The organism is Microbacterium luteolum (assembly GCF_039533965.1).
Taxonomy (GTDB): Bacteria; Actinomycetota; Actinomycetes; order Actinomycetales; family Microbacteriaceae; genus Microbacterium; species Microbacterium luteolum.
In genome coordinates this window covers 1,422,563-1,446,024 of the sequence record NZ_BAAAUN010000001.1, presented here as the reverse complement: position 1 = coordinate 1,446,024, position 23,462 = coordinate 1,422,563, and the positions used below count along the sequence as shown (strand labels likewise).

The following is a 23,462-nucleotide window of genomic DNA, read 5'->3' as shown; positions in this document are numbered from 1 at the left end:
CGCTCCGGATCTATTGTTCGGACGACTCGCAAAAGTTCCCGCTTATCTTTGAACCATGTGTGGAATCGTCGGATACGTGGGCCCGCGCCCCAGCCAGGACATCCTTCTCGCCGGCCTCGCCCGCCTCGAGTACCGCGGATATGACTCCGCCGGCGTCGCCGTCATCGACGGAGACGGCGCACTCGGCATGCGCAAGAAGGCCGGCAAGCTCGCCAAGCTGCGCGACTCGCTCACCGACGCGCCGCTGCCCGACGGCTCGACCGGCATCGGGCACACGCGCTGGGCGACCCACGGCGGTCCGACCGATGTGAACGCCCACCCGCACCTCGCCGACGACGACAAGCTCGCCGTGATCCACAACGGCATCATCGAGAACTTCTCGGCCCTGCGCGGGGAGCTCCTCGCCGACGGCGTCGAGTTCCGCAGCGAGACCGACACCGAGGTGGCCGCGGCTCTCCTCGGTCGCGCATACGCAGACAACGGCGGCGACCTGCAGCTCGCGTTCCGCAGCGTCGTGAACCGCCTGGAGGGTGCGTTCACCCTGCTCGCGATGCACCAGGACCACCCGGGGCTCGTGGTCGGCGCTCGCCGCAACTCCCCGCTCGTGATCGGTCTGGGCGAGGGAGAGAACTTCCTCGGCTCCGACGTCGCCGCCTTCATCGAGCACACGCGCAAGGCTCTCGCCATCGGGCAGGACCAGATCGTCTCGATCACCCCGGATGCCGTCACCGTCACCGACTTCTTCGGACAGCCGGTCCAGGCCGAGCCCTTCGACGTCTCCTGGGACGCCGCCGCCGCCGAGAAGGGCGGCTGGTCGAGCTTCATGGCCAAGGAGGTCGCGGAGCAGCCCGAGGCCGTCGCGAACACCATCCGCGGCCGCATCCAGGACGGTCAGGTCGTCATCCCCGAGCTCGACGGTCTCGACGAGCTCTTCGTCGGCATCAACCGCGTCATCATCACGGCGTGCGGCACGGCTTCCTACGCGGCGCTCGTCGGCAAGTACGCGATCGAGCAGTGGGCGCGCGTCGCGGTCGACGTCGAGCTCGCGCACGAGTTCCGCTACCGCGACCCGGTGATCGGCGCCGACACGCTCGTCGTCTCGATCAGCCAGTCGGGCGAGACCATGGACACGCTCATGGCCGTGAAGTACGCCCGCGAGCGCGGAGCCCGCACCCTGTCGATCTGCAACACGCAGGGCGCGACCATCCCGCGCGAGTCGGATGCCGTCGTCTACACCCACGCTGGTCCCGAGGTCGCCGTCGCATCGACCAAGGCGTTCTCGGCGCAGATCACCGCGCTGCTGCTGCTCGGCCTGCACATGGGCCGCGTGCGCGGCACGGTCGCCGACGCCTCGGCCGACGTCGCCGAGCTCGCCGCCCTCCCGGAGAAGGTCGCCCGCGTCCTCGCGAGCGAGCAGGAGCACGTCACCCAGCTCGCCGGCTGGATGGCCGACACCCGCTCGGTGCTGTTCCTCGGTCGCCACGTCGGCTACCCGATCGCGCTCGAGGGTGCTCTCAAGCTCAAGGAGATCTCCTACATCCATGCGGAGGGCTTCGCGGCCGGTGAGCTCAAGCACGGTCCGATCGCGCTCATCGAGCCGGGTCAGCCCGTGTTCGTGCTGGTGCCGTCGCCCCGCCACTCGGCGCTCGTGCACTCGAAGGTCGTCTCGAACATCCAGGAGATCCGCGCCCGCGGTGCCCGGGTGATCGTGATCGCCGAAGAGGGCGACGCCGCGGTACTGCCGTTCGCCGACGAGGTCATCCACATCCCCCTCGCCGGCCCCATGTTCGAGCCGCTGCTCGCGGTCGTGCCGCTGCAGATCTTCGCCATGGCGCTCGCCACGGCCAAGGGCCTCGACGTCGACCAGCCGCGCAACCTCGCGAAGTCCGTCACGGTCGAGTAGGCCGTCTCGCCGAGCCGCCCCTTTTGGTGCGAGCCGCCCCTTTTGACGCGTTCGTACCGGGGTGGCTCGCACACAAAGGGGGCGCTCAGTCGAAACGCCGAGACGGCTCGGTAGGCTGAACGGGTGATCATCGGGACCGGCATCGACCTCGTGGACATCCCGCGGTTCGAACGGACCATGGAGCGGACACCACGTCTGCGCGAGCGACTCTTCGCACCGGCCGAGCGCACGCTGCGGATTCCGTCTCTCGCTGCCCGGTATGCGGCGAAGGAAGCGCTGATCAAGGCGCTCGGTGGCTCGGACGGCGTACACTGGACCGAGATCGAGATCGCCTCCGAACCCTCGGGAAAGCCGCACTTCGTCCTCTCGGGTTCCACGGCCGCCGTCGTGGAAGAGCGCGGCATCCTGACGCTCCACCTCACCCTCACCCACGACGCCGGTCTCGCCGCCGCGTTCGTCGTCGCCGAAGGAGCGCCGCTGTGACCGTCCCGTTCCGAGAAGCGACCATCGACCTCGACGCGATCGCCGACAACGTGCGGCACTTCCGTCGGCTTACGGGCGTCGAGGTCATCGCCGTCGCCAAGGCGAATGCGTACGGCCACGGGGCGGCGGCCACCGCCGTCGCCGCCCTGTCCGCCGGCGCCACCCGGATCGGCGTCGCCGAGATCCCCGAGGCGCTGGAGCTCCGCAGGCAGGGTGTGCACGCCCCGATCCTGGCGTGGCTGCACGCGCCGGGGGAGCGGTTCGAGCGCGCCGCCGCCGAGAACATCGAACTCGGGATCTCCTCCTTCGATCAGCTCGAGGCCGCGGCGGCCGCAGCGACGGTCGACAGACCGGTCGGCGTGCACCTCAAGTTCGAGACCGGACTCTCGCGCAACGGCATCGCCCCGGCGGACTGGGCGCGAGTGCTCGCGGAGGCCGCCCGGCTCGAGCGGATCGGTCGCCTGCGCATCGTCGGCCTGTTCAGCCACCTCTCGAACACCTCGCCGGAGGACGACAGGGCCGCTCTCGCGCGTTTCGAGGAGGGCGTCGCAGCCGCGGCATCCTTCGGCATCCGTCCGGAGATCCGGCACATCGCCGCCACCGCTGCCGCGATCGACATGCCGGAGATGCGCCTCGACGCCGTGCGCATCGGCATCGGACTGTACGGACTCTCGCCGTTCGACGACCGCCGCTCGTCCGAACTGGGGCTGCGCCCGGCGATGACGCTGCGCGGGTCGATCGCGGCCGTGCGCCGTGTGAGCGCCGGCGCCGGCGTCTCCTACGGGTACGACCACCGCACCGAGCGCGACACCACGCTGGTGCTCGTCCCTCTCGGATACGCCGACGGGGTCCCGCGCAGCGGCTCCGGCAGGCTTCCCGTATCCATCGCCGGGCGGCGCTTCCTCAACGTGGGCCGCGTCGCGATGGACCAGTTCGTCGTCGACGTCGGAGACACCCCGGTCTCGATCGGTGACGAGGTCGTGCTGTTCGGCGATCCGACGCTCGGCGTGCCCTCGGCGGCGGAGTGGGCGGATGCCGCAGGCACGATCAACTACGAGATCGTCACGCGCATCGGCCACCGCGTGCCGAGGCGGGCGTCATGAGCGTCGATCCGGCCTTCCTCGGGCGGCGCGAGATCGCCACATCGGACGAGATGGAGCACCTCGGGCGACGCATCGGCGCACAGCTGGCGGCAGGAGACCTGCTGATCCTCACCGGTCCGCTCGGAGCGGGGAAGACGACCTTCACGCGCGGCCTCGCCGAGGGCCTGGGCGTGCGCGGACCGGTGCAGAGCCCGACCTTCGTGATCGCACGCACGCACCCGTCTCTGGTCGGGCGTGCGCCTCTCGTGCACGTGGACGCGTATCGTCTCGGATCCGCCGCCGAGCTCGACGACCTCGACCTCGACCTCGACCGATCGGTGGTCGTGATCGAGTGGGGGCGCGGGATGGCCGAGGAGCTCGCGGATTCGTGGTGGGACATCGAGCTGGAGCGCCCGGTGGGCGGCGACGACATCGACGCCTCGGAGCTGGATGCCGACGCCCCGCGGATCATCACGATCCGTCAGGAGGGCGCATCGTGAGCGAACGGGTCACCGGGGCTCTCGTCGCCGTGATCATCGAGGACGACGTCGACGTGAGGTCGTTGCTCGACGAGGTCTTCCGCGCGGCCGGTTTCCGCACGATCCTCGCCGGTTCGGGTCTCGAGGGTCTCGCCGCGATCGAGGAGCACGGTCCGGTCATCACGACGCTCGACATCAACCTCCCGGGGATCGACGGCTTCGAGGTCGCCCGTCGCATCCGCCGGATCAGCTCGACGTTCATCATCATGCTGTCGGCGCTGGCGGACGAGTCGGATGTCGTGCTCGGGCTGACCTCGGGCGCGGACGAGTACCTGGTCAAGCCGTTCCGGCCGCGGGAACTCCGAGCCAGGATCGAGGCGCTGCTCCGCCGCCCGCGCAGCGAGGATCCGCGGAGCGTGCCGGCATCGCGCACCGTGGCCGACGTTCCACCCGCACCGAGCGCCGATGCGACGGTCCTGACGTGGCGGGGGATGGTGCACCGCGACCTCAGCCTCGACCCCGACACCCGGATCGTCCTCGTGGGACAGCGGCGGATCGATCTCACGCCGACGGAGTTCGAGCTGCTCGCGGCGCTCCTCACGGCGCAGCGGAGGGTGTGCAGCAAGGCGGAGCTGGCTCTCGGTCTCCGCGGCATTCCTCCCGGAGGAACCGGGCACGTCAGCGAACCCGACAAGCGAGCGATCGAGACGCACATCGCGAACCTGCGCCGGAAGATCGGCGACAGCTCCGTCGAGCCGCAGTACGTCGAGACCGTGCGCGGCGTCGGTTACCGTCTCACTCCCGCGGACGACGACACGCGGTAGTTCTGCTGGTGAGGCCGCGGCTCCCCAGCCGCGGCCTCAACGCCTGCGAATCCCCTAACTCGCGCGGCCCAGCGCCTGCGAATCCCCAGTCGCAGAGTCAGCCCCCACAAAGCAGGCTAGAGCCGAGACGCGGCCTGAAGAGCGCAGTGACCCGATCTTTGAGTAATCTTGCGTGAAAGCTGAGGATCGACCGGAGGGCGGGCGAGGATGATCCGCACGGTCTCGATCTGGCGATGGCAACTGGTGTTCACGGCCAGCATCGTGGCGATCGTCGTCATGATCACCGCGTTGACGCCGGGGACCCTGGGGATTCCGTTGTTCATCACGGGACTCGCTCTCGTCGTGGTCACGACGCTGGTGGCGTTCGCGGTGCCCTGGCAGCGGCTGCCGCGCCGGGCGGTGGTCGTCCTGCCGCTGCTGGACACCCTCGCGGTCGGCCTCGCCACAAGTGCACCCGACATCCGGCTCGGGCTGCTCTGGGTCTTCCCCGTCACCTGGCTCGCCACCTACTTCACGATGCACTGGGTGCTCGTCGGCGTGGCCTTCTGCGGGGTCTGCCTCGTGCTGTTCGCCGAGCGCACCGGCGATACCGCCGATCTTCTGCTGCGCGTCCTCACCGTCATCATCACGCTGAGCTTCCTCGGCGTCACGGTGCGCATCGGCTCGCAGCGGGCGCGGGCCGCACGGCGCCTCCTCGAGCGGCGCTCGGAGCAGGTGAACCGCGCGGCCGAGCGGGCCGAGACCAACCAGCGCCGGGTCACTCAGATCATCGACGCGCTGGGCGTGGCTCTCGTCGTGGTGGCGGGAGATGGCCGGATCCTGCAGATGAACGACGCCTACCGCGCGCTGTACGGTCGCGATCGCTTCGGCGACGCGCTCCCTTCCACAGCGGTCGAGTACGACCGCCGACGCGGCGCCGCCGTACCGCCGGGCCGCACGACCCTGGCGCGCGCCGCGAACGGCGAGCAGCTGCAGGGCGAACGGGTCTGGCTCTTCGACAGCGAGGGGCGATGGCACGCGCTCCAGGTGGACACGCAGACGATCGCCGCCGCTGCCGAGGGCACGCACATCACTCTGGTCGTGATCGACGACGTCACCGAGCTGCTGGAGGCGGCCGAGGAGCGCCGCGCGCTGGCCGCCGTCGTCTCGCACGAGCTGCGCAATCCGCTCACGGCCATCATCGGTCACGTCGATCTCCTGCTGGAGCGGGACGACCTCGCCCCGCAGGTCACCGCGCAGCTCGAGGTCATCGCCAACGCGGGGGAGCGCATGGAGAACCTCGTGGCCAGCACGCTGGAGACCACCCGGAGCACGGCCGAGGAGCCGTTCGAACCGGTCGACCTGCGCGAGGTCGTCGAGGCATCCGCCGCGTCCTACGCGCCGCTCATCTCGGGCAGCCGTCAGGAGCTCGCGATCAGCGGAGCGGAGAGCCTCGTCATCTACGGCGACGCGTTCCGTCTGCGTCAGGTGCTCGACAACCTGCTCAGCAACGCGGTCAAGTACACGCCGGCCGGCGGACGCATCACGGTTCGTCTCGGCTCGGCGGCCGACGGACAGGCCGAGCTCGTCATCCGCGACACCGGGTCCGGCATCGCGCCCGATGAGCTGCCGCGCGTGTTCGATCCCTATTTCCGCACCGACCGAGCCGTGCTGGCGGGTATCGCGGGCACCGGGCTCGGCATGGGCATCGCCCGCGGCATCGTCGAGGCCCATGAAGGAAGCATCGTCGTGGAGAGCGGCCTCGGGGCCGGCACGACCATCACCCTGCGTTTCCCGCATCGGCGAGTGAAAGAGGTCCTGGCATGATCGTGCCCGCCCACGTGCCCGTGCACGTCGACATCACGACCAGCATGGTCGCCGTCGTGACGGTTCTGGCCGCCCTGGTGTTCACGCTGGCGACGCTGGCGCGTCCGAGCCGGGCGACGGTCACGTGGGGAGCCGCTTTCGGTCTCGGCGTGCTCGGCGCCTATCTCTGGCTCGCCGGGAACCAGACCGCGGATCCCCTGATGAGAGCCGCGGCGTCGGGCCTGCTGCTGTGCTTCGAGCCGCTCGTCTGGATCGGGCTGCGGATGCACCTGCGCAGGCGGGTCATCTGGTGGCCTGTCGCGGTCTACCTGCTGATCGTCCCGTCGCTGCTGGTGGTGACGGTGAAGACCCCGGTGTATCTGCCCACGTTCCACACCGTGTTCCTCGTGAGCGGCGTCTTTGCCGCCTTCGTCGCCTACGAGCTCCTACGACGGCAACCCGGGCCGCGCGACATCCTCCTGCCGCTCGGCCTCGCCTCGTGCGCGTTCCTCGTGGTCGCGGCGGCCGCCGCCGTGGCGGCCGTGCTGAATCAGGGAGTGAGCGCCGACGAGCAGCTCAGCACGCTGCGCGGGATGAACGCGGTGGGAACCCTGGTGCTGAGCACGTGCGCCGCGTTCACGCTCGTGCTGCTGGTCAGGGCGGAGGCCACGTCGCCGGCCGTCACCGACGCCGCGATCGAACGCGCTCGGTGGCGTCTGCAGAAGGCCGGTGCCCAGAACGAGCAGGTCTGGTCCATCCTCGACGTGCGCCTGGACGACCCCGCCGATCTGCGGGAGGCCTCGACCGGCTCCGCCTTCGCGATGATCGCGAACCGGTTCCACGACGACATCCAGGACGCGCTTCCCGCTGCCGCCGACGCCATCCGGATCGACGACACCCGGGCGATCGTCATCATCCGAGGGAGCGAGGAAGCGATCCAGTTCCACATGCGGGACATCCTGACCCGCATCTCGACCATCGAGCGCGACGCGCCCGTCGAGGGCATCAGGGCGTCGGCGAGCATCGGCTGGGCGACGGTGGCGACCGCCGGATACGACTACGACGCGCTGGCCGTGGCGGCAGGAGCAGCGGCGGTCCGCGCTCGTGAGGCAGGCGGAGACCGATGGAAGCGCGCGACGATGTCGGATGCTCCGCCCTCGGAGGTCGAGTCCTCCGCGACCAGGCCCCCGGCCGGCCGGACTACCCTGGAGAAGTGATCCTCGCCGTCGACACCTCCCTGGGCACCGCCGTCGCCCTCATCGACGTCGACGGCACCCGGCGCGCCGAGGCGGCGACCGCGGATCCTCTCGGACACGCCGAGGTCATCGGCGTCCTGCTCGCCGAGGTGCTCGCCGATGCCGGCCCCGATGACATCACGCATGTCGTCGCAGGCATGGGCCCCGGCCCCTTCACCGGGCTCCGCATCGGCATCGCCGCCGCCCGCGCGTTCGCGCTCGGCCGCGGCATCCCGGTGGTCGCCGTCCCCAGCCACCTCGCCGCCGCGCTGACCGCTCTCGAGACGGCGTCCGGGCCGTTCGCGATCGTCACCGATGCCCGCCGACGCGAAGTCGCCATCACGGTCTTCGACGGAGCGGATGCCGACGGCATCCCGCGCGTCATCGCGGAGACCGTCCTCGTCAAGGCCGTAGATGCGGATGCGCATCTCGCGGGAGTCCGACGCATCGACGTCCCGACGCTCTCCGGAACCGACCTGGCTCGCGTGGGTGCGCGCGCTCTCAGCGCCGGACGCACGCTCACGGGCGACGAGCCCCTCTACATGCGCCACCCCGACGTGACCATGCCCGGAGCTCCCAAGAAGGTCGGATCATGACGCTCCGCATCGCCACGCCGGCGGACCTCGACGCGATCATGCTGATCGAGCACCGGTCGTTCCCGACGGATGCGTGGAGTGCCGAGACCATGGCCGCGGAGCTCGCCAGCCCGCACGGGCAGTACCTGGTCGATGAGAGCGACGGCATCGTCATCGGCTACGGCGGCGTGCGCGCTCTGCAGGGCAGCCCGGATGCCGACATCCAGACCATCGCCCTCATCGCCGAGCATCGCGGAGAGGGTCGAGGGCGCGCCCTGCTGCGCGCCCTGCTGGCGTCTGCACGCGAGCGCGGCGCTCGCGAGGTGTTCCTCGAGGTCAGGGCGGACAACCCCACGGCGGCCGGCCTGTATCTCGCCGAGGGCTTCGAGGAGATCGGCAGGCGCCCTCGCTACTATCAGCCGGACGACGTGGATGCCATCGTCATGCGGCGCGACCTGCGCCGGCATCCGCTGTCCGCCGACGAGCCGGAGGAGGCGAACGCATGAGTGAGCCTCTGGTGCTGGGGATCGAGACGAGCTGCGACGAGACCGGGATCGGCATCGTCCGCGGACGCACGCTGCTGTCGAACACCATCGCCTCGAGCATGGACGAGCACGCGCGCTTCGGCGGCGTCGTCCCCGAGGTGGCCGCTCGTGCGCACCTCGAGGCGCTGCAGCCGTCGATCGACGCGGCGCTGGCCGAGGCCGGGGTGACCCTCGACGAGCTCGACGCCGTCGCGGTGACCAGCGGACCGGGGCTCGCGGGCGCGCTGATGGTCGGCGTCGGAGCGGCGAAGGGCCTCGCCGTGTCGCTCGGCAAGCCGCTGTACGCCGTCAACCATCTCGTCGGGCACATCGCCGCCGACATCCTCACACCCGACGCCGAGCCGCTCGAGTACCCGACCATCGCACTGCTGGTGTCCGGTGGGCACACCTCCCTGCTGCACGTGCGCGATCTCACCACCGACGTCGAGCTGCTCGGCGAGACCGTGGACGACGCCGCGGGAGAGGCCTTCGACAAGGTGGCCCGACTCCTTTCGCTGCCCTATCCGGGCGGTCCCGAGATCGACCGCGCTGCGCTCGACGGCGACCCGGACGCGATCCGCTTCCCGCGCGGGCTCTCCCGCGCCTCCGATCTGGCGAAGCACCGCTACGACTTCTCGTTCTCCGGGCTGAAGACAGCCGTCGCCCGCTGGGTCGAGCGGTTCGAGGCCGACGAGGCGAACCAGGGCACGGCCGTCCCCGTGGCGGACATCGCGGCGAGCTTCCGGGAGGCCGTGGTCGACGTGCTGGTGACCAAGGCGCTCGCCGCCTGCGCCGATCTCGGTGTTCCCCGTCTGCTGCTCGGCGGCGGCGTGATCGCGAATCGGCGGCTGCGCGAGGTGGCACTCGAGCGCGCCGAAGCAGCGGGCGTGACCGTGCGGATCCCGCCCCTCTCTCTGTGCACCGACAACGGCGCGATGATCGCGGTGCTCGCCGCAGAGCTGATCTCCTCGGGGCGCGGCCCGTCGACGCTCGCGTTCGGCGCGGACTCGACTCTTCCGGTGACGGAGATCCAGGTCGCGGAAGCGGTTCCCGCATGAGCGACGTCCCGCGTAGACCGGACGCGGACGGCACCCCACCGACGCCCCGCACGAGCATCGAGCGGCCCAGCGGCGAGGTCGAGCGGCCGGCGGGAGCGACCAGGATCCCTGGCGCGCGCCGAGACGGCTACGCGAAGCTCCCGACGGGGCCGGTCGGCATCGAGCCGGTGGTCGTGAGCGGCCCCGACCTCGACGCAGTCGACGACACCGAGTGGGAGCCCGCGACGGACGCCACCGTGATCGACGACACCCGGCTGGCGCCCTGGGCCCTGCTGGCAGCGATCGTGGCGCTGGGAACATCCTTCTTCGTCGGCTGGGGCATCCCGGTCGCCGTCGTCTCGGTCGTCGCCGCGATCATGTCGCTGCGCCGCCCGGTCGAGAGCCGCGCGATCGGCCGCTGGGCACTGGTGCTCGGGCTCTGCGCGACGGTCTACAGCCTGGGCTGGCTCGTGTGGGCCGGTATGCAGTTCGAGCGGCTCGGATAGCAGGATGCAGGACGCCGAGGAGCTCGCGGAGATGCGCGCACTGCAGGCGCGGGCGTACGGGCGTGACGGCGACCTCTCGCACGCCGAGGCCGCGCGCCTGCGTGCACTCCAGACGCGAGCCGTCGAGCGCCGTGAGGACCGCGTCATCGGGGTCGCTGAGCCCGTCGCTCCGGAACCCGCCGCTGCCCCGGAGCCCGCCGTCGCGATGACCGCCCAGACCGCCCAGGACCCGGTGGACGAGGCCCCGGCCGCAGCATCCGCTCCCGCTCCACGGCGACCGCGCGTGCGGTGGATCGCGCTCGCCGCGGTGGCCACGCTCCTGTGCGGGGTCGGCCTCGGATGGCTCCTGTTCGGTCAGAGCCGTTCCGAGGCGGTCTCCCTGACGTCCGAGCAGCGGGAGTGGCAGAACGCTCTGCTGGCCGAGGCCGAGTACGACCCGTCGTCGGTCCGCGCTCTCGCCGTCGAGGAGGGCGTCGTCGTCTGGGCCGCGACGAAGGACGGGGGCAGGCGCACCTGCCTGATCCTGGGCGACGGCGAGTCGACCGTTCCGAACTGTCAGCTCACCGAGGCGGTCGCCGGTTCCGGCATGGTCGGGTCGATCATCGTCGACGCCGACGGCGGCTCGCAGCGCGAGGTCACCGCCCAGGTGCTGTTCGCCGCGTCGGGGGAGCCCGCCGTCGCGGTCAGCAGCTACGACTACAGCTCGGGAGCCACCGGAATCATCTATGCGAACGAGAACGAGACGCGCATCGCCGAGAAGCTCGCCGACGAGGGGTTCGATCCGCACTCGATCTGGGTGGCCGGCTACGACGGCGACGTGCCGATCTGGACCGCCATGCAGGTCGATTCACCCGGCACATGCCTCATCTACGACGGCTCCATGTCTCCGTCACCGACGGTCTGCGCCGACCCGCAGACCATCGTCGAACAGGGTGCGGGGCTGGTCCTGAACGTCGTCGACCCGCAGACCGGCGCCGCGACCACGTACGAGTTCTCGCCGACCGGTCCGTCGTACCTCGTGATCACCCGGGAGCGAGGTGAGCTCGGTGCCGGAGGAGGCTGAAGGCGAGGAGCGGTCGCGGCTGCTGCGGAAGGCGTACGCGCGCGACGGAGGGCTGACGGATGCCGAGGCGCGGCGACTGCGCGACCTCGAGGACGCGCGGCCGGCCCTGATGGTCTCCACCGCGGCGCCGGAGCCGTCGGCACGTGCGGCCGAGCCGCCGGCGCTCATCGATCGGGAGCACGTACCGCCACGCGCCCCGGTGCCGGGGGAGGTCGGCCCCGCGACGGGGACTGCCGCCGAACCGCCTGCCGAACCACGTGTCGAACCGCGCGCGGAGACGCGGCGCGAGCGGTGGCGGAGGACCTGGCTCGAGGTGCCGCGACGTCGGTGGGTCCTCGTGGCTGCGGCATCCGCTCTGCTGCTCGCGATCGGCGTGGGCACGGGCTGGGCGCTCTTCGGGCAGCGCCCCGAGGTCATCCCTCTCAGCGAGGACCAGCAGCAGAGACGACTCGAGCTGTATGACCAGGGCGAGTACGACCCGGGCACGCTGCGCGCCGTCGGCCAGGACGAGGACGCTCTGGTCTGGTACGGCACGAGGGAGGACGGACGACTGGTCTGCGTGGTGATGGACGTGGGGGAGGAGTCCTCCGACTCGTGCCAGGATCGCGACGATGTGGGGCCGTTCGGACTGTCGACGTTCGTAATGGTGCCGGACCCGGGCGATGCGGACGTCGATCCCGCCGTCGTCTCCGGCACCAGTGTGAACGTCTACATGCTGTTCTCGACGGCCGGCGAGCCCATGGTCTCGATCCAGCGGTGGACGCCGAGCGTCACCATGGTGAACCAGTTCCAGGGCGAGGAGCGCGCCAGGGCGACGGAGCTGTTCGAGCAGGGGTTCTCGATGGGCCTGTCGCTCGTCGGCTACTTCCAGGACCAGCCCGTGTGGCTGGGATCCCGATTCGCCGATGGCGACGACGCCGGGTCGTTCGAGCACTGCATGATCATCGATGCCCCCGACGAGCCCCCGGTGTGCAGCACGACCTTCGACCTGCCCGGTGCCGGGCTCTTCGCGGTGGTCGACGGGATCGACGGCGGGCTCCCCGTCTCCTGGACGATCGGCGTGCAGAACACGCAGAACCAGACCCCGTTCCTCACCATCACGCGGGACTCGTCGTTCTCCTCCCCGATCACGCCCGGCGACACCGTGCGCATCGAGTCGCCGCCCGGCGACCCGATCAGGGTCGAGGCGCCGGGAGACTCCGACGAGTGACGGCCGTCAGGCCGGGGCGGGAACGCGATCGGCGAGGATCGCACGGCGCTGGTCGCCCACCCGGACGAGGATCAGGGTGGCCTCCGCGTCCCCGCGCAACGCGAGCTTCTTCCGGAAGGCCGCGGGGTCGACGTCCACGCCGCGCTTCTTGATCTCGAGTCGGCCGATGCCGTTCGCCTTCAGCACCGCGTTGATCGCCTTGGGGGTGGCCGGCATGGTCTCGCGCACGCGGAACGACTGCACGAAGGGGCTCGTCAGCGCGGCATCCGACGTCAGGTACGCGATGTGCTCGTCGAGCATCCCGGCGTCGAGGCTCCGCGCGACGTCGCCGATGAGCCGCGCACGGATGACCGCGCCGTCGGGCTCGTGCAGGAAGGCGCCGAGTTCGCGCACGGGGGCGTCTTCGGCGTCGGCTCCCGCGGTGAGCTCGTGCGAGCGCTCGCCGCGGATCACGAGGGCAGCCCGGCGCACGCCTTCCCGCGCGAGCGCGCCGCTCCACACCACCAGCTCGACCACGCTGCCGTCCGCGCTCACCCACTGCGCCTCGCCGTCGGACGGGAGCGCGTCGCGGTCGTGGGCCGGTCCGAGCTTGATGCCCGTCGGCATCCGCGCGGCGACGTCGAAGGCCCAGTCCAGGGAGGGGGAGTAGTCGTCGGAGGACACGCGTCGTGTCTCGCTGTGCCCCGCAGTGCGCCGCGCCGGGTCCATCCACACGGCGCCGTGCTCCTCGCCGGGCGCATCGAGAGCGTTCTCCGCGGTGCTGTGACGGACGACGGCCGTATCGCCGAAGGGCGCGAGGTTGTAGGCGGCGATCACCGACGTCACCTCGTCGGCGTCGACCGCCAGCACGTCGAGGCCCGCACCGGCGAAAGCGAGGGCATCTCCGCCGATGCCGCAGCCGAGGTCGGAGACCCGCGTGATGCCAGAGCTGCGGATGCGCTGCGCGTGCCGTGCCGCGACCGCGAGTCTCGTCGCCTGCTCGAGCCCGGCGCGGGTGAAGAGCATCCGGCCGGCGAACGCGCCGAACTTCGTCGTCGCCCGGAAGCGCAGGTGCGCCTGGCCGACCACGGCGGAGACCAGTTCGGGGGAGTGCCCTGCCGCGCGGAGCCGCGAGACGGCGCGGGCGACCTCAGCGGTCGATTCGATGGGCCCCAGCTCGTCGAGCAGCCCGAGCCCCTCGGGGGTCAGCAGGGCACGCAGCTCGGACATCTCCACGACCTCAGCCTAATTCCCCTGCTCTCGCCGCCGAGACGGACCTGGCGCTGGCACTCGCATTGCATGAGTGCCAGCCGAGCGCCTAGACTGGATTAGCACTCTCGGGTTGAGAGTGCGAACAAGTCTTTCGTGTCAGCGTCAAGAAAGAAGAGGTAGACCGTGTCGGTTTCCATCAAGCCGCTCGAGGACCGCATCGTCATCCAGCAGGTCGAGGCCGAGCAGACCACCGCGAGTGGCCTGGTCATCCCCGACACTGCCAAGGAGAAGCCCCAGGAGGGCGAGGTCATCGCCGTCGGCCCCGGCCGCATCGATGACAACGGCAACCGCGTTCCGATCGACGTCGCCGTCGGCGACCGTGTCCTGTACAGCAAGTACGGCGGCACCGAGGTGAAGTTCGGCGCAGACGAGTACCTCGTCCTGTCGGCTCGCGACGTCCTCGCGGTCGTCGTCCGCTGAACCAGCGTTCCTCGGAAGGGGCTCGGATGCTGCGGCATCCGGGCCCCTTCTGCATCCCGCCACTCGGCGTCGGTTTTCTGCCGGACTCCTCCGGACCGTCGCCCTGCGGCGCCGAGCACCGCCCGCGCGACATAGGGTTGTGCAGTGCCCCCTGAGACGACGACCCGCGCCACTCGGACCGCCGGAGTCGCCTACGCCGGGGGCGCGTACCTTCTCTGGGGGATCCTCCCGCTCTACTTCCTCCTGCTCGTGCCCACCGGGCCCTGGGAGGTCGTCGCGTGGCGCGTGCTGCTGTCGCTGGTCTTCTGCCTCCTGCTGCTGACGGTGACCCGCGGCTGGGCGGCCTTCGGTGTGATCCTCCGGCAGCCGAAGCTGCTCGGCTGGACGGCGCTGGCCGGACTCCTCATCTACGTCAACTGGCAGGTGTTCGTCCTCGGCACGCTCACCGGCCACGTCGTGGAGACCAGCCTCGGCTACTTCATCAACCCGATCACCACGGTGCTGCTCGGCGTCTTCGTGCTGAAGGAGCGCATCCGCCGTCTGCAGTGGGCGGCCATCGCCATCGCCGCGATCGCGGTCGTCGTGATCGTCGTCGCCTACGGCGCCTTCCCGTGGATCGCGCTCTCGCTGACGGCCTCCTTCGGCGTCTACGGGCTGATCAAGAAGAAGATCGGGCCGGCCGTCGACGCGGTGAGCGGTCTGACGCTGGAATCGTTCTGGCTGATCCCGATCGCCGTCGTGCAGCTGATCATCGTGGCGCAGACGCCCGCCGGCATCACGATGGGCGCGAACGGCTGGGGTCACGCCCTGGTGCTCGGGTTCGCCGGCGTGGTCACGGCGGTGCCGCTGCTGCTGTTCGCGGCAGGCACGCGACGCATCGATCTCACGGTGATCGGCATGATCCAATTCGTCACCCCGGTGATGCAGTTCATCATCGGCGTCGCGGTCCTCGGCGAGCCGATGCCGGCGGAGCGATGGGCCGGATTCATCATCGTCTGGATCGCGATCGTCGTCTTCGTGGTGGACCTCGTCCTGGCCGCCCGACGTGGCCGCGCGGTCGCGAAGCCCGAAACGCTCTGATTCCCGGTTCCGCTGCGCACCGGACTCGGTGTCGGATCGTTAACGCACCGAAACATGAGCGACCCCTGTCGGCGTGTCCCACGCTCTAGTGTTAGAGCACCCGATCGTGGTCACAATCCGCGCTCAGTTACGCAAGGGAGCAACATGAACGTATTGAAGGGTTCGCGCAGCGCGAAGGTCTTCGCGGGGATCGCGCTGCTCAGCGCATCCGCCATCGTCATCGCCGGCTGCAGCACGCCGAACGCCGAGCCCTCGGACGGCGGTGGAGACAAGCCCGCAGCCGACCTGACGCTCAAGCTCGGTTCGCTGCTGCCGCAGACCGGCTCGCTGTCGTTCCTCGGCCCGCCCATGGAGTCCGGCGTCGGACTCGCCGTGTCGGAGGTCAACGAGGCCGCCGCCGGCGTCACCATCGACCTGACCGCCGAGGACGAGGGCGACACCGACACCAAGGCGTACGAGACCTCGATCACCAAGCTCCAGGGCGCGGGCGTCACCGCCATCGTCGGCGCTGCGGCATCCGGCGTCTCCCGCCTGATCCTCGACGGCAACGTGAGCGCAGGCATCCTGCAGATCTCCGCGTCGAACACCGGTCCTGACTTCACCGACTGGGACGACAAGGGCCTCTACTTCCGCACCGCGCCCAGCGACCTGCTGCAGGGCGAGGTCCTCGGCAACCTGATCGCCGAAGACGGACACAAGACGCTCGGTGTCATCTACCAGAACGACGCCTACGGCACGGGTCTGTTCGACAACATCAAGTCGACGTTCGAGGGTGCAGGTGGCGAGGTCGTCGCCGACGCCTCGTACAACGTCGGTGACGGTCAGTTCGACGCTCAGGTCGAGACGATCAAGGCAGCCAACCCGGATGCCGTCGCGATCGTGTCGTTCGACCAGTTCAAGACCATCGCCCCGCTGCTGCAGAACGCCGGCATCACGCCGGACAAGTGGTACCTGGTCGACGGCAACCTGTCCGACTACGGCTCCTCGCCCGACACGAACTTCTCGTTCTCGCTCGAGGGCGCGCAGGGCACCAAGCCGGGCCCGGCGCTCGAAGACGACTTCACGGATCGTCTGCAGACGTTCTGGACGGGTGAGGGCAACCCCGAGGTCAACGACTTCACGTACGCCGCTGAGGCCTACGACGCCGTCGTTCTCGTCGCTCTCGCGTCGCTCGCGGCCGGTTCCACCGAGGGCGCGGACATCGCGGCCAAGATGGCTGAGGTCTCCGGCGGCACCGGTGACGGTGAGAAGTGCACCAGCTTCGCTGACTGCGCCAAGATCATCAACGACGGTGGCACGGCCGACTATGACGGCTACTCCGGCGAGGTCACGTTCGACGAGAACGGCGACCCCCAGGGTGCCTCGATCGGTACCTACAAGTACGGTGCTGACAACCTGATCACCCGCACGAACTGATCACACAGACGAAGGCCCCGGATGACTCATCCGGGGCCTTCGCCGTGCGCTCGGCCCTTCGAAAGGCTCAGCCCTTCGACAGGCTCAGCCCTTCGACAGGCTCAGGGACCCAGCCTCTGGGTCGCTGAGCCTGTCGAAGCGTCCTGGCACGGAAGAGGGGCGGATGCCGCAGCATCCGCCCCTCTTCTCTTCCGCGTCAGGCGGCGTCTTCGGTGCCGAGGGTACCGAGGTACAGCCCGATCACCTTCGGGTCGTTGAGCAGGTCGCGACCGGTGCCCTCGTAGGCATCCCGTCCCTGGTCGAGCACGTAGCCGCGGTCGCAGATCTGCAGGCAGCGCCGGGCGTTCTGCTCGACCATGATCGTCGTGACGCCGGCCTTGTTGATGTCGGAGACGCGGATGAACGCGTCGTCCTGGCGCACGGGGGAGAGGCCGGCGGACGGCTCGTCGAGCAGCAGCACCGACGGATCCATCATGAGCGCGCGCGACATCGCCACCATCTGCCGCTCGCCGCCGGAGAGTGAACCGGCACGCTGCTTGAGACGCTTGCCGAGCTCGGCGAAGATGCTGCTGACGAATTCCAGTCGCTCGGCGTAGATCTTGGGGTTCTGGTAGAGCCCCATCTGCAGGTTCTCCTCGATGGAGAGCGACGGGAAGACGTTGTTGGTCTGCGGGACGAAGGCCACGCCGCGCTTCACGAGCTTGTCGGCCTTGAGCCCCACGATGCTCTCGCCGTGGAGAGTGACGTCTCCGCTGCGCACGTTCACCATGCCGAAGATCGCCTTCAACAGCGTCGACTTGCCGGCGCCGTTCGGGCCGATGATGCCGATCAGCTCGCCCTTGTGGGCTGTGAGGTTCGCGCCGTTGAGGATGTTCACGCCGGGCAGGTAGCCCGCGTGCACGTCCTTCAGCTCGACGATGACGTCGTCGTTCTTGATCTCGTTCCGGACGGGCGTCTGGTCGGTCATGCCTTCTTCTCCTCGGCGTCGTCGACGGATTCCTCGGCCTCGACCTCGGCCTCGACCTGCTCCCGGAAGCTCACCGGGTCGATATCCGAGATCACGGGGATGCGGCCGGTCACGGCGCCGAGGTCGACGTCCTGGTGGGCGCCGAGGTAGGCGTCGATCACGGCGGGGTCCGCCATGACCTCGTCCGGCGGTCCTTCTGCCACGACGCGTCCTTCGGCCATGACCACGACCCAGTCGGCGATGTGGCGGACCATGTGCATGTCGTGCTCGACGAACAGCACGGTCATGCCGAGGCCCTTGAGATCGAGGATGTGGTCGAGCAGCGACTGCGTGAGCGCGGGGTTCACGCCGGCCATCGGCTCGTCGAGCATGACCAGCGTCGGGTCGCTCATCAGCGCCCTGGCCATCTCGAGCAGCTTGCGCTGTCCGCCCGAGAGCGAGGCCGCGAAGTCCTGCTCCTTGGCGTCGAGCTTGAACCGCGCCAGGAGGTCGCGGGCCTTGCCCTCGATCTCCGTGTCCTGCTTGCGCCACAGGAACGGGAACAGGCTCGACCAGAACCCTTCGCCGCGCTGGCCGGGGGCACCGAGCTTCATGTTCTCGAGCACCGTCAGCAGCGACAGCGACTTGGTCAGCTGGAACGTGCGGACCTGTCCCATCCGCGCGACCTTGAAGGACGGTACGCCGGAGAGGTTCTTGCCGTCGAACGACCACGTGCCGCTGTTGGGCTTGTCGAATCCGCAGAGCAGGTTGAACAGCGTCGTCTTGCCGGCGCCGTTCGGTCCGATGAGTGCCGTGATCGCGCCGCGCGGGATCTCGAGGTGGTCGACGTCGACGGCGGTGAGTCCGCCGAAGCGCCGCTCCACGCCGTCGGCGATGAGGATCGGATCGACCTTGGCGACGCCGGGCTTCACCTCGCCCTTGGTCAGACCGGTGGTCTTCGGGCGACGGATGCTCCCGGTGGCCGGGGCCGCAGTCCCCTCGGGGACCGCTTCGGGGGTCAGTTCACTTGACAAAGGTCATCTCCCTCTTGTCGCCGAGGATGCCCTGGGGGCGGAAGATCACGAGCAGCATCAGCGCGACGCCGATGAAGATGAACACCAGCGTCGAGGCCTGGCTGTCGGACATCGGCAGGATCCCCGACTTCGCCATCGCCGGCAGCAGGTTCGCCATGAAGGCGAACACGACCCAGAAGAGGATCGCTCCGAGCGTCGGTCCGATCACGGTGGCCGCGCCGCCGAGGAGGAGGACCGTCCAGAGGAAGAACGTCAGCGAGGTCGTGTAGCTGCCGGGGACGACGGCCGACGGGAGGACGAAAACGATACCGCCCGCCGCGCCGATGACACCGCCGACGATGAGCGCCTGCATCTTGTAGGCGAAGACGTTCTTGCCGAGCGAGCGCACGGCGTCCTCGTCCTCGCGGATGCCCTTGAGCACGCGGCCCCACGGGCTGCGCATCAGCGCCCACACCAGCAGGATCGCGATGACGAGCACGATCAGCCCGAACACGCGGTTCCAGAGATCGTCCGCGCTGTACGTCCACGGCCCGAACCCGTACGTCCCGACGGGGAAGGGGTTCGCGTCACGGAAGCCGCCGTTGAACTGGGCGAGGCCATCGGCGGAGTTGGTGTACTCGTCGAAGACCTGCGTGGTGAACAGCAGGCGCACGATCTCGCCGGCCGCGATCGTCGCGATCGCGAGGTAGTCGGCCCGCAGACGCAGGGTCGGGATGCCGAGCAGCACCGCGAACAGCGCACCGCCGAGCAGACCGATCAGCATGCCGATCCACCACGGGAGCCCGAAGGTCAGCACCGAGATGGCGTAGCCGTAGCCGCCGATCGCCATGAAGGCGGCCATACCGAAGTTGAGCAGGCCCGCGAAGCCGAAGTGCATCGCGAGACCCGTCGCCGCCAGGGCGTACGCCAGGGTGACCGGGCTGAACAGGTAGACGGCGGTATTGGAGAAGATGCTTCCGAAGTCCATGGCGGTCAGCCCAACCTTTCCCTGCGGCCCAGCAGTCCCTGGGGTCTGACGAGGAGGATCACGATGAGCACGACCAGGGCGCTCGCATACTTCAGATCGGAGGGGATCCAGAGCGTCGAGACCTCGACCGCGATGCCGACGATGAGCGAGCCGACGAGAGCACCGAACGCGGTGCCGAGGCCGCCCAGCGTGATCGCGGCGAAGATGAGCAGCAGCATCTGCGCGCCCATGTCCCACTTCACGCCGGGGCGGAAGTACGCCCACAGGATGCCGGAGATCGCCGCCAGCGTGCCGGAGAGGATCCAGACGTAGCGGACGACCTTGTCGACGTCGATGCCGGACGCCGCAGCCAGCTGCGGGTTGTCGGAGATGGCTCTCGTGGCCTTGCCGATGCGGGTGCGCGTGAGGAAGAAGGCGACGCCGAGGATCACGACGATGCTCACCCCCATGCCGATCATGTCGATGTAAGACAGCGAGATCGGACCGAACTGGATCGGTGCCGGGCTGGCTCCGGGAAGTTGACGCGTGCCGCCGCCGATCAGGTACTGGAAGGCGTAGCGCAGAGCGAGCGAGAGCCCGATGCTGACGATCATGAGCTGCACGACGCCGAGTCCGCGTCGCCGCAGCGGACGCCAGATCCCGGCATCCAGAGCCCAGCCGAAGAGACCGCCTCCGACCACGGCGGCGACGATGCCGGCCCACAGCGGAAGATGCCAGAAGGTGGTCGTCACCAGAGCGACGAGACCGCCCCAGGTGACCATCTCGGCGTGGGCGAAGTTCGACAGCCGCGTGGTGCCGTAGATCAGTGCCGCGCCCATCGATGCGAGCGCCAGCAGGAGCCCGAAGTTCAGGCCGCCGACGAGACGCGAGAGCAGCTGATCGATGAACGACACCGTGATCCGCTGCCCCTCGCCGAGGAACAGGTTCATGATCTTGGTGCCGGTGAGGCCGAACTCGACCTCGAACGAGGCCGTGGTGCCCGCGATCGGCTGGGTGCCCTCCGGCAGCAGACTCGCGTCGACGATCACCCCGTCCGGCAGGGTCTTCTCGTCGACGGTGAGGGTGTACTTGTCCTTCTCGGGCACGTACAGCCGCCACTTGCCGTCGGCGTCGGTCTCGGTCTCGCCCTTGAATCCGTTGCCCTCGATCTCCATGACGACACCCTCGACGGGTTCATCATCGAAGGTGATGACCCCGGCGAAGTAGAAGTCCGTCACCTCCTGATCGTCGTCCGTCGTCTCCGCAGAGGCGGAGGACGGAGGCAGGACCAGGAACGCGGTCAGCGCCATGAGAATGCCGAGGAAAGCGACCACCCAGGGTCGCTTTCGCTGCACGGCGATTGATGTGGGTCCCACGCAACCTCCACTGTGAGTGCTTTCTCCGCGGCATCGGGTGTGAACCGCGGGGATGGACGACGCACTTGAGCGTAGTGCGCGTTTTGCGATTCACCTACACCGGCGGCATCCCGCGCGAATGATGGTCGCCTCCGGGAATGTTCACGGCCTGGTCTCGCTTAGAATCTTCATACGGGTTTCCCCGCACCGGCCGGCGTCGACCACCCCACTCGCACTCGGATTCGCGCGACTCGCGCAGGAGGAGCTTCCATGGACCAGCACGATCCCTTCGGCTTCGTCGGACTGACGTACGACGATGTGCTGCTCCTGCCGGGGCACACCGACGTCATCCCCAGCGAGGCCGACACGTCGTCGCGCATCACGCGCCGCATCTCGGTCGCCACCCCGCTGCTGTCGAGCGCGATGGACACGGTCACCGAGTCGCGCATGGCGATCGCGATGGCGCGTGAGGGGGGCATCGGCATCCTGCACCGCAACCTGTCCATCGCCGATCAGGCCGCTCACGTCGACCGCGTCAAGCGCAGCGAGTCCGGCATGATCACCGACCCGATCACGACGACGGCGGATGCCACGGTCGAAGAGGTCGACGCGCTCTGCGCCAAGTACCGCATCTCCGGCCTCCCGGTCATCGACGACGACGGCAAGCTCGTCGGCATCATCACCAACCGCGACATGCGCTTCGTCTCGGGTTTCGAGCGGCAGACCACGTTCGTGAAGGACGTCATGACGAGCGAGAACCTCGTCACCGCCCCCGTGGGTGTGGCCGCCGGCGAGGTCATCGCGCTGTTCGCGAAGCACCGCGTCGAGAAGCTCCCCCTCATCGATGAGGACGGCACGCTCGCCGGCCTCATCACCATCAAGGACTTCGACAAGAGCGAGAAGTACCCGCTCGCCACCAAGGACGACCAGGGCCGCCTGCGCGTCGGCGCCGCGATCGGCTTCTTCGGCGATGCCTGGGAGCGGGCGGAGGCGCTGCGCGACGCGGGCGTCGACGTGCTCGTCGTCGACACGGCCAACGGCCAGTCGCAGGGCGTCATCGACATCGTGCGCCGGCTCAAGGCCGACGAGTCGTTCGCGCACATCGACATCATCGGCGGCAACGTCGCGACCCGCGAGGGTGCGCAGGCGCTCGTGGATGCAGGCGTCGACGCCGTCAAGGTCGGCGTCGGTCCCGGATCCATCTGCACCACCCGCGTCGTCGCCGGCGTCGGTGTTCCGCAGGTCACTGCCGTGTACGAGGCTTCGCTCGCCGCACGCCCCGCAGGCGTCCCGGTGATCGCCGACGGCGGCCTGCAGTACTCCGGCGACATCGCCAAGGCGCTCGTCGCCGGCGCTGACGCCGTGATGCTCGGGTCGCTGCTGGCCGGCACCGACGAGTCGCCGGGCGAGATCGTCTTCCAGTCCGGCAAGCAGTTCAAGCAGTACCGCGGCATGGGGTCCCTCGGCGCGATGCAGACCCGCGGCAAGCAGACCTCGTACTCGAAGGACCGCTACTTCCAGGCCGACGTCCCGAGCGACGACAAGCTCATCCCCGAGGGCATTGAAGGCCAGGTCCCGTACCGCGGCCCGCTCGCCGCCGTCGCGTACCAGCTCGTCGGCGGCCTGCGTCAGTCGATGTTCTACGTCGGCGCGCGCACGATCGAGGAGCTCAAGACCCGCGGCAAGTTCGTGCGCATCACGTCGGCCGGGCTCAAGGAGTCGCACCCGCATGACGTGCAGATCGTCGTCGAGGCCCCGAACTACAAGAAGTAAGAGACTCGACGGAAAAGGGACCGGATGCCGCGCGGCATCCGGTCCCTTTCGTCGTTCCCGGGGGAGATCAGCTGCAGGTGTAGGTGACGCCGTCGACGGTCCACACGCCAGGGCCGAGTTCCGCGCACGTCCCGATGATGCCGGCGAACACGCTCACGAACAGGATGATGCCGATGATCCAAAGGAGCGTGATCACTGCGCCGACGATGATGCCGGCGATGGCGAGGCCCTTGGGCGCGCCGGCCTTGCCGAGCTTGACGGCCGCGACGATGCTGAGGATCAGGCCGATCGGCGCCGCGACGAAAGCCAGTACGAGGCCGATGATCGACAGGACGCGGCCCGGAGGGGACACCGGGGGAGCGGAATAGTTCGGGGCGGGCTGGCCGTAAGCGGCGGCCGGGTCCGCGGCCGGCGCGCCGTTCCAGGCCGGGGGATTCTGCGGGGACTCAGGGGGCTGGGGAATCGTCATGTTCTCTCCTGTTCCAGGGAGACGGCGGATCGGCCGTCGCCGGTTCTCGTAGCCAGAGCGTAGCGA

At 69.4% G+C, this 23,462-nt stretch carries 23 protein-coding genes; 17 read left to right on the top strand and 6 right to left on the bottom strand.

What is annotated here, in order from left to right:
- The first annotated feature begins 55 nt into the window (after positions 1-55).
- From glmS to ABD648_RS06950, 13 genes are all read left to right on the top strand, one after another.
- Positions 56-1,903 (top strand): glutamine--fructose-6-phosphate transaminase (isomerizing), encoded by a 1,848-nt coding sequence (glmS, locus tag ABD648_RS07010; protein ID WP_282214249.1) that lies wholly within the window; start codon positions 56-58, stop codon positions 1,901-1,903.
- A 123-nt stretch (positions 1,904-2,026) separates the two neighbouring features.
- Entirely contained in the window at positions 2,027-2,386 is a 360-nt protein-coding gene (locus ABD648_RS07005; RefSeq protein ID WP_282214248.1) for a holo-ACP synthase, read from the top strand.
- Entirely contained in the window at positions 2,383-3,489 is a 1,107-nt protein-coding gene (gene alr / locus ABD648_RS07000; RefSeq protein ID WP_282214247.1) for an alanine racemase, read from the top strand. Before ABD648_RS07005 ends, alr begins: the two co-directional genes overlap by 4 nt.
- Complete coding sequence (gene tsaE, locus ABD648_RS06995; RefSeq protein ID WP_282214246.1) at positions 3,486-3,968, top strand: tRNA (adenosine(37)-N6)-threonylcarbamoyltransferase complex ATPase subunit type 1 TsaE; 483 nt, start codon at positions 3,486-3,488, stop codon at positions 3,966-3,968. Before alr ends, tsaE begins: the two co-directional genes overlap by 4 nt.
- Complete coding sequence (locus ABD648_RS06990) at positions 3,965-4,771, top strand: response regulator transcription factor (protein ID WP_282214245.1); 807 nt, start codon at positions 3,965-3,967, stop codon at positions 4,769-4,771. Before tsaE ends, ABD648_RS06990 begins: the two co-directional genes overlap by 4 nt.
- Positions 4,772-4,978: 207 nt before the next feature.
- A complete protein-coding gene (locus ABD648_RS06985; protein ID WP_282214244.1) occupies positions 4,979-6,577 on the top strand; it encodes a sensor histidine kinase in 1,599 nt (532 codons plus the stop codon).
- Entirely contained in the window at positions 6,574-7,773 is a 1,200-nt protein-coding gene (locus ABD648_RS06980) for a hypothetical protein (protein WP_282214243.1), read from the top strand. The genes ABD648_RS06985 and ABD648_RS06980 overlap by 4 nt, the downstream gene beginning before the upstream one ends.
- Positions 7,770-8,387: a tRNA (adenosine(37)-N6)-threonylcarbamoyltransferase complex dimerization subunit type 1 TsaB gene (tsaB, locus tag ABD648_RS06975; RefSeq protein ID WP_282214242.1), complete on the top strand. Its 618-nt coding sequence runs from the start codon at positions 7,770-7,772 to the stop codon at positions 8,385-8,387. The genes ABD648_RS06980 and tsaB overlap by 4 nt, the downstream gene beginning before the upstream one ends.
- Positions 8,384-8,872 carry a ribosomal protein S18-alanine N-acetyltransferase gene (rimI, locus tag ABD648_RS06970; RefSeq protein ID WP_282214241.1) on the top strand — a complete coding sequence of 163 codons (489 nt, stop codon included), beginning with the start codon at positions 8,384-8,386 and terminating at the stop codon, positions 8,870-8,872. Before tsaB ends, rimI begins: the two co-directional genes overlap by 4 nt.
- A complete protein-coding gene (gene tsaD / locus ABD648_RS06965) occupies positions 8,869-9,948 on the top strand; it encodes a tRNA (adenosine(37)-N6)-threonylcarbamoyltransferase complex transferase subunit TsaD (protein ID WP_282214240.1) in 1,080 nt (359 codons plus the stop codon). The genes rimI and tsaD overlap by 4 nt, the downstream gene beginning before the upstream one ends.
- On the top strand, positions 9,945-10,433 hold the full coding sequence (locus ABD648_RS06960; RefSeq protein WP_282214239.1) for a hypothetical protein: 489 nt from the start codon (positions 9,945-9,947) through the stop codon (positions 10,431-10,433). Before tsaD ends, ABD648_RS06960 begins: the two co-directional genes overlap by 4 nt.
- A gap of 4 nt (positions 10,434-10,437) precedes the next feature.
- Entirely contained in the window at positions 10,438-11,496 is a 1,059-nt protein-coding gene (locus tag ABD648_RS06955; RefSeq protein WP_282214238.1) for a hypothetical protein, read from the top strand.
- Positions 11,480-12,706 (top strand): hypothetical protein, encoded by a 1,227-nt coding sequence (locus ABD648_RS06950; protein WP_282214237.1) that lies wholly within the window; start codon positions 11,480-11,482, stop codon positions 12,704-12,706. Before ABD648_RS06955 ends, ABD648_RS06950 begins: the two co-directional genes overlap by 17 nt.
- A gap of 6 nt (positions 12,707-12,712) precedes the next feature.
- Here ABD648_RS06950 and ABD648_RS06945 read toward each other — a convergent pair whose 3' ends face one another.
- Complete coding sequence (locus tag ABD648_RS06945; RefSeq protein ID WP_282214236.1) at positions 12,713-13,921, bottom strand: class I SAM-dependent methyltransferase; 1,209 nt, start codon at positions 13,919-13,921, stop codon at positions 12,713-12,715.
- Between the two features lie 159 nt (positions 13,922-14,080).
- Between ABD648_RS06945 and groES the strand changes: the two genes are divergently transcribed.
- The 3 genes from groES (at position 14,081) to ABD648_RS06930 (ending at position 16,873) form a co-directional block, all read left to right on the top strand.
- The gene (gene groES, locus ABD648_RS06940) at positions 14,081-14,377 is read left to right on the top strand and encodes a co-chaperone GroES (protein WP_046012430.1); all 297 of its coding nucleotides are present in this window, start codon (positions 14,081-14,083) and stop codon (positions 14,375-14,377) included.
- 144 nt (positions 14,378-14,521) lie between these two features.
- A complete protein-coding gene (gene rarD, locus ABD648_RS06935; protein WP_282214235.1) occupies positions 14,522-15,457 on the top strand; it encodes an EamA family transporter RarD in 936 nt (311 codons plus the stop codon).
- 144 nt (positions 15,458-15,601) lie between these two features.
- Positions 15,602-16,873 carry an ABC transporter substrate-binding protein gene (locus ABD648_RS06930; protein WP_282214234.1) on the top strand — a complete coding sequence of 424 codons (1,272 nt, stop codon included), beginning with the start codon at positions 15,602-15,604 and terminating at the stop codon, positions 16,871-16,873.
- Positions 16,874-17,069: 196 nt separating this feature from the next.
- Here the strand turns inward: ABD648_RS06930 and ABD648_RS06925 are convergent, their stop codons facing one another.
- Genes ABD648_RS06925 through ABD648_RS06910 form a run of 4 tightly spaced genes read right to left on the bottom strand, consistent with a single transcriptional unit; the run spans position 17,070 to position 21,109 of the window.
- A complete protein-coding gene (locus ABD648_RS06925) occupies positions 17,070-17,840 on the bottom strand; it encodes an ABC transporter ATP-binding protein (protein WP_282214233.1) in 771 nt (256 codons plus the stop codon).
- Positions 17,837-18,790 (bottom strand): ABC transporter ATP-binding protein, encoded by a 954-nt coding sequence (locus ABD648_RS06920; RefSeq protein ID WP_282217519.1) that lies wholly within the window; start codon positions 18,788-18,790, stop codon positions 17,837-17,839. The genes ABD648_RS06925 and ABD648_RS06920 overlap by 4 nt, the downstream gene beginning before the upstream one ends.
- Positions 18,791-18,842: 52 nt before the next feature.
- Entirely contained in the window at positions 18,843-19,820 is a 978-nt protein-coding gene (locus ABD648_RS06915; RefSeq protein ID WP_282214232.1) for a branched-chain amino acid ABC transporter permease, read from the bottom strand.
- 5 nt (positions 19,821-19,825) lie between these two features.
- A complete protein-coding gene (locus tag ABD648_RS06910) occupies positions 19,826-21,109 on the bottom strand; it encodes an ABC transporter permease subunit (protein ID WP_425561724.1) in 1,284 nt (427 codons plus the stop codon).
- 315 nt (positions 21,110-21,424) lie between these two features.
- On the opposite strand from ABD648_RS06910, the gene guaB reads away from it, so the two are divergent.
- Complete coding sequence (guaB, locus tag ABD648_RS06905) at positions 21,425-22,927, top strand: IMP dehydrogenase (RefSeq protein WP_282214231.1); 1,503 nt, start codon at positions 21,425-21,427, stop codon at positions 22,925-22,927.
- A 67-nt stretch (positions 22,928-22,994) separates the two neighbouring features.
- Here guaB and ABD648_RS06900 read toward each other — a convergent pair whose 3' ends face one another.
- A complete protein-coding gene (locus ABD648_RS06900) occupies positions 22,995-23,396 on the bottom strand; it encodes a DUF4190 domain-containing protein (RefSeq protein WP_282214230.1) in 402 nt (133 codons plus the stop codon).
- Positions 23,397-23,462 lie beyond the last annotated feature (66 nt).